Annotated in this window: 6 protein-coding genes; 5 read left to right on the top strand and 1 reads right to left on the bottom strand. The window is 71.8% G+C overall.

All coding sequences use genetic code 11. The features are described from left to right. A partial coding sequence (locus AB0E14_RS39465; protein WP_362430334.1) for an ABC transporter permease occupies positions 1 to 863 on the bottom strand: 863 nt, incomplete at its 3' end. A gap of 105 nt (positions 864 to 968) precedes the next feature. On the opposite strand from AB0E14_RS39465, the gene AB0E14_RS39460 reads away from it, so the two are divergent. The 5 genes from AB0E14_RS39460 to AB0E14_RS39440 all read left to right on the top strand — a co-directional run. Next, positions 969 to 1,589 (top strand): TetR/AcrR family transcriptional regulator, encoded by a 621-nt coding sequence (locus AB0E14_RS39460; protein ID WP_362430331.1) that lies wholly within the window; start codon positions 969 to 971, stop codon positions 1,587 to 1,589. Positions 1,590 to 1,726: 137 nt separating this feature from the next. Beyond that, the gene (locus tag AB0E14_RS39455; protein ID WP_362357112.1) at positions 1,727 to 2,029 is read left to right on the top strand and encodes an urease subunit gamma; all 303 of its coding nucleotides are present in this window, start codon (positions 1,727 to 1,729) and stop codon (positions 2,027 to 2,029) included. A 16-nt stretch (positions 2,030 to 2,045) separates the two neighbouring features. Next, positions 2,046 to 2,411 carry an urease subunit beta gene (locus tag AB0E14_RS39450; protein ID WP_362430327.1) on the top strand — a complete coding sequence of 122 codons (366 nt, stop codon included), beginning with the start codon at positions 2,046 to 2,048 and terminating at the stop codon, positions 2,409 to 2,411. After that, positions 2,404 to 4,125 (top strand): urease subunit alpha, encoded by a 1,722-nt coding sequence (locus tag AB0E14_RS39445; protein ID WP_362430324.1) that lies wholly within the window; start codon positions 2,404 to 2,406, stop codon positions 4,123 to 4,125. Before AB0E14_RS39450 ends, AB0E14_RS39445 begins: the two co-directional genes overlap by 8 nt. 216 nt (positions 4,126 to 4,341) lie before the next feature. Then, a partial coding sequence (locus AB0E14_RS39440; RefSeq protein ID WP_362430337.1) for a helix-turn-helix transcriptional regulator occupies positions 4,342 to 4,434 on the top strand: 93 nt, incomplete at its 3' end.

The raw sequence follows: 4,434 nt of genomic DNA, 5'->3' as shown, positions 1-4,434 counted from the left end.
GCCGTGCCCGCGCCCGCCCCGTCGAAGAAGGCGACCGAGCGCAGCGCCGAACCGCCCGCGCCCGGCGGGAGCCACTGGCCGAGCATGCCCACCGGGGCCGGCAGGAGTTCGGGCGCGCTCGCGACACCCGAGAACGGGTTGCCCAGCAGGATCATCAGCAGCGCCCCGATACCGATGCCCGCCCGGCCGATGAGCGCGGCGAGCCCCGCGATCCCCGCGCCGATCGCGAGCACGGTCAGGCCGAGGACCCCGGCCTCGGCCCACCAGTCACCGGCGAGCACGCCGAGCCAGCTGTGGGCGAGCGTGGCGCCGGTGATCCCCGCGAGCGCCGCCGCGCCGAGGAGGGTGCCCGCCGCCCGTGCCCCGCGCAGACCGAGGACGGTCACCACGATGCCGGAGGCCGCGCCGGCCAGGACCAGCGGGAAGAGGCCCGCCCCGAACGCGCTGCCGCGTGGGTCGCCGGCGGGGGACGGGACGACATCGGTCACCGTGAGCGGGGTGCCGGCCGGGACCTGGGCGGTGACGGCCTCGCGCAGCAGCCCGGCGACGACGGGGCTCGCGGCCGAGGCGGTCAGCAGTTCGGGTCCTTGCGGGGTCACGACCACCGCGCCGTATACGACCCGGTCCTCGATCGCCTCGCGGGCGGCGGCCTCGGAGTCGTAGCGGTGCACGTCGAAGGCGCCGTCGCGCTCGGCGAGGCGCTGTTCCAGCGGGGCTGTGGCGGTGGCCGGGCCCGCGACGCCGATGGGCAGGTCGCGCGGGGCGATCCGGGCGGCGGGCCAGGCGAAGGCCCACAGGGCCAGGGCCACGACGACCGGGATCAGTACCAGCACCGCGAGGGTCTTGCGGGTGGTGGCGGGCATGAGGGACTCGATTCAAAGAGAAGGATCGTTCGTTTTACCGTTGTCGCCACTGTCCCGCCGGAGTGGTCGCTTGTCAAGAATGAATGTTCGTTTTAGGTTGGGATCATGGCCCGCGTCTCCCAGGAACACCTCGACGCCCGCCGCCGTCAGATCCTCGACGGCGCCGCGCGCTGCTTCGCCCGTAACGGCTTCCATGCCACGTCCATGCAGGACGTCCTGACCGAGGTGGGCCTCTCGGCCGGCGCCGTGTACCGCTACTTCAGCGGCAAGGAGGAGCTGATCGCGGCCATCGCCGCGGAGGCCTTCACCGCCATCCGGGGCGCCTTCACCGACGCCTCGAAGGCCACGCCGCCGCCCACGCCCGACGTCCTGCTCGGGGCCGTCCTGCGGCTCGTCCTTGAGGAGCGGATCCCCGGCGCGGACCGCCAGGCCTTCGCACGGCTCATCCTCCAGGTGTGGTCCGAGACCCTGCGCGACGAGGCGCTGTACGAGACCCTCGCGAGCGGCTTCCACGGCATGCGCGTCCTCTGGGCGGAGCTCGTGGAGGTCTACCGCGAGACCGGGCTGATGACGGCCGACGTGGACGCCGACCGGATGGCCCGCACCCTCATCGCCACCGCTCAGGGCTTCATCGCGCAGCAGGCGCTCTTCGGCGACGTCGACGTCGAGACGATCCAGGACGGCCTGCGCGGGCTCATGTCCATGGAGACGCAAAGCCCGAGTTAACGCGCCGGAAAAACTTCCGCCCTAACGTGCAATGTCTGGCCGGGTGGACCATCACCGCAGTTCAACAGAGTGTTGACGGTCGGTAAGGTCCGCTGCTGTCCGGGGACCTGCCCGGTGGACGACTGTGAGGTGGAAGCGTGCAATTGACGCCGCACGAGCAGGAACGCCTGCTCATCCATGTGGCCGCCGACGTGGCCGAGAAGCGCAGGGCCCGCGGCGTGAAGCTCAACCACCCCGAGGCCGTCGCCCTGATCACCACCCACATCCTGGAGGGCGCCCGCGACGGCAGGACCGTCGCGGAGCTCATGGCCTCCGGCCGCAAGGTGCTCACCCGCGACGACGTGATGGCCGGGATCCCGGAGATGATCCACGACGTCCAGGTCGAGGCCACCTTCCCGGACGGCACCAAGCTCGTCACCGTCCATGACCCGATCGTGTGACGGGGGAGCGCCGCCGATGATTCCCGGAGAAATCCTTTTCGGTGAAGGTTCCGTCGCCCTCAACGAGGGCCGTCCGGTCACCCGTCTCACCGTCCTCAACGCCGCCGACCGGCCCGTCCAGGTCGGCTCCCACTACCACTTCGCCGAGGCCAACCCCGGTCTCGACTTCGACCGCGCCGCCGCGCGCGGCCTACGGCTGCACATCGCCGCCGGCACGGCCGTGCGCTTCGAGCCCGGCATCCCGGTCGAGGTCGAGCTCGTCCCGCTGGCGGGCCGCCGGATCGTCCCCGGCCTGCGCGGCGAGACCGCGGGCCCCCTCGACACGCACGAGGCGCGCGCCACGAGCGACGTGATCCACGCGAACGGAGGCGACCGTGCCTGAGCTGCACCGCGCCGTCTACGCCGACCTGTTCGGCCCCACCACCGGTGACCGCATCCGGCTCGCCGACACCGACCTCCTCGTCGAGATCGAGGAGGACCGCTCCGGGGGCCCCGGCCGCGCCGGCGACGAAGCCGTCTTCGGCGGCGGCAAGGTCATCCGCGAGTCGATGGGCCAGGCCCGCACGACCCGGGCCGAGGGCGCCCCCGACACCGTGATCACGGGCGCCGTGATCATCGACCACTGGGGCGTGATCAAGGCCGACATCGGCATCCGCGACGGCCGGATCACCGGCATCGGCAAAGCCGGCAACCCCGACACCATGGACGGGGTCCACCCGGACCTGGTCATCGGTCCGGAGACCGAGGTGATCGTGGGAAACGGCCGGATCGTCACGGCCGGCGGGATCGACACCCACATCCACTTCATCGCGCCGACCATCATCGACGAGGCCCTCGCCTCCGGCATCACGACCCTCGTCGGCGGCGGCACGGGACCCGCCGAAGGCACCAAGGCGACCACCGTCACCCCGGGACCCTGGCACCTCGCCGGGATGTTCGCGGCCCTGGAGAACTCCCCGGTCAACATCGGTCTGCTCGGCAAGGGCAACACGATGTCCCGCGAGGCCATGTACTCCCAACTGCGGGGCGGAGCAATCGGGTTCAAGATCCACGAGGACTGGGGCGCGACCCCCGCCGTCATCGATGCCTGCCTCACCGTCTGCGACGCGAGCGGCGCCCAACTCGCCATCCACACCGACACCCTGAACGAGGCCGGGTTCGTCGGCGACACCCTCGCCGCCATCGCGGGGCGCACCATCCACGCGTACCACACCGAGGGCGCGGGCGGCGGGCACGCGCCGGACATCATCACCGTGGTCTCCGAGCCGTACGTCCTGCCCAGCTCCACCAACCCGACCCGGCCGCACACCATCAACACGATCGAGGAACACCTCGACATGCTGATGGTCTGTCACCACCTCAACCCGGCCGTCCCGGAGGACCTCGCCTTCGCCGAGTCCCGCATCCGGCCCTCGACCATCGCCGCCGAGGACGTGCTGCACGACCTCGGCGCCATCTCGATCATCTCCTCCGACTCGCAGGCCATGGGGCGCATCGGCGAGGTCGTCATGCGCACCTGGCAGACCGCGCACGTGATGAAGAAGCGCCGGGGCGCGCTGCCGGGGGACGGACGCGCCGACAACCACCGGGCACGTCGCTATGTCGCCAAGTACACGATCAACCCGGCGGTGGCCCAGGGCCTCGACCACGAGATCGGCTCGGTCGAGACCGGCAAGCTCGCCGACCTGGTGCTGTGGGAGCCCGCCTTCTTCGGGGTGAAGCCGCTGGTCGTGCTGAAGGGCGGCCAGATCGCCTACGCGCAGATGGGCGACGCCAACGCCTCCATCCCCACCCCCCAGCCGATCCTGCCCCGGCCGATGTTCGGGGCGCTCGGCAAGGCACCGGCGGGCAACTCCCTGAACTTCGTCACCCAGACCGCCATCGAGGACGACCTCCCCGAACGCCTCGGCCTGGACCGGAAGTTCGTCGCGATCAAGAACACGCGGCGGGTCACCAAGGCGGACATGCGGGAGAACGACGCCCTGCCCCGGGTCGAGGTCGACGCCGACACCTTCACCGTGACCATCGACGGCGAAGCCGTCGAACCGGCCCCCGCCGAGGAACTGCCCCTCGCCCAGCGCTACTTCCTCTTCTGATGACGTCCCCCACGATCACCGAGGAGAGGGGCTTCGCCGGCCGCGCGGCGCTCCTCGTGCTCGCCGACGGGCGCTTCCCGGCCGGCGGGCACGCCCACTCCGGTGGAGCCGAGGCCGCCGTCCGGGCCGGCCGGATCACGGACGCCGTGAGCCTCGCCGCGTTCTGCCGGGGCCGCCTCCACACGGCCGGGCTCACCGCGGCAGGCCTCGCCGCGGGTGGGGCTCACGCAGGAGCAGCTGAGCGAGCGGACGATCATCTCGCGCACCCACCTGGCCCACATGGAAGCCGGCCGCCGCCGCCCAGGCATC

The organism is Streptomyces sp. NPDC047981 (assembly GCF_040653315.1).
GTDB lineage: Bacteria > Actinomycetota > Actinomycetes > Streptomycetales > Streptomycetaceae > Streptomyces.
This window is presented reverse-complemented; position numbering and strand designations above follow the sequence as displayed.

Bases quoted from the DNA above. Each gene is read 5' to 3' on its own strand.
- AB0E14_RS39450 (WP_362430327.1), top strand. From the start codon at position 2,046: ATGATTCCCGGAGAAATCCTTTTCGGTGAAGGTTCCGTCGCCCTCAAC.
- AB0E14_RS39460 (WP_362430331.1), top strand. From the start codon at position 969: ATGGCCCGCGTCTCCCAGGAACACCTCGACGCCCGCCGCCGTCAGATC.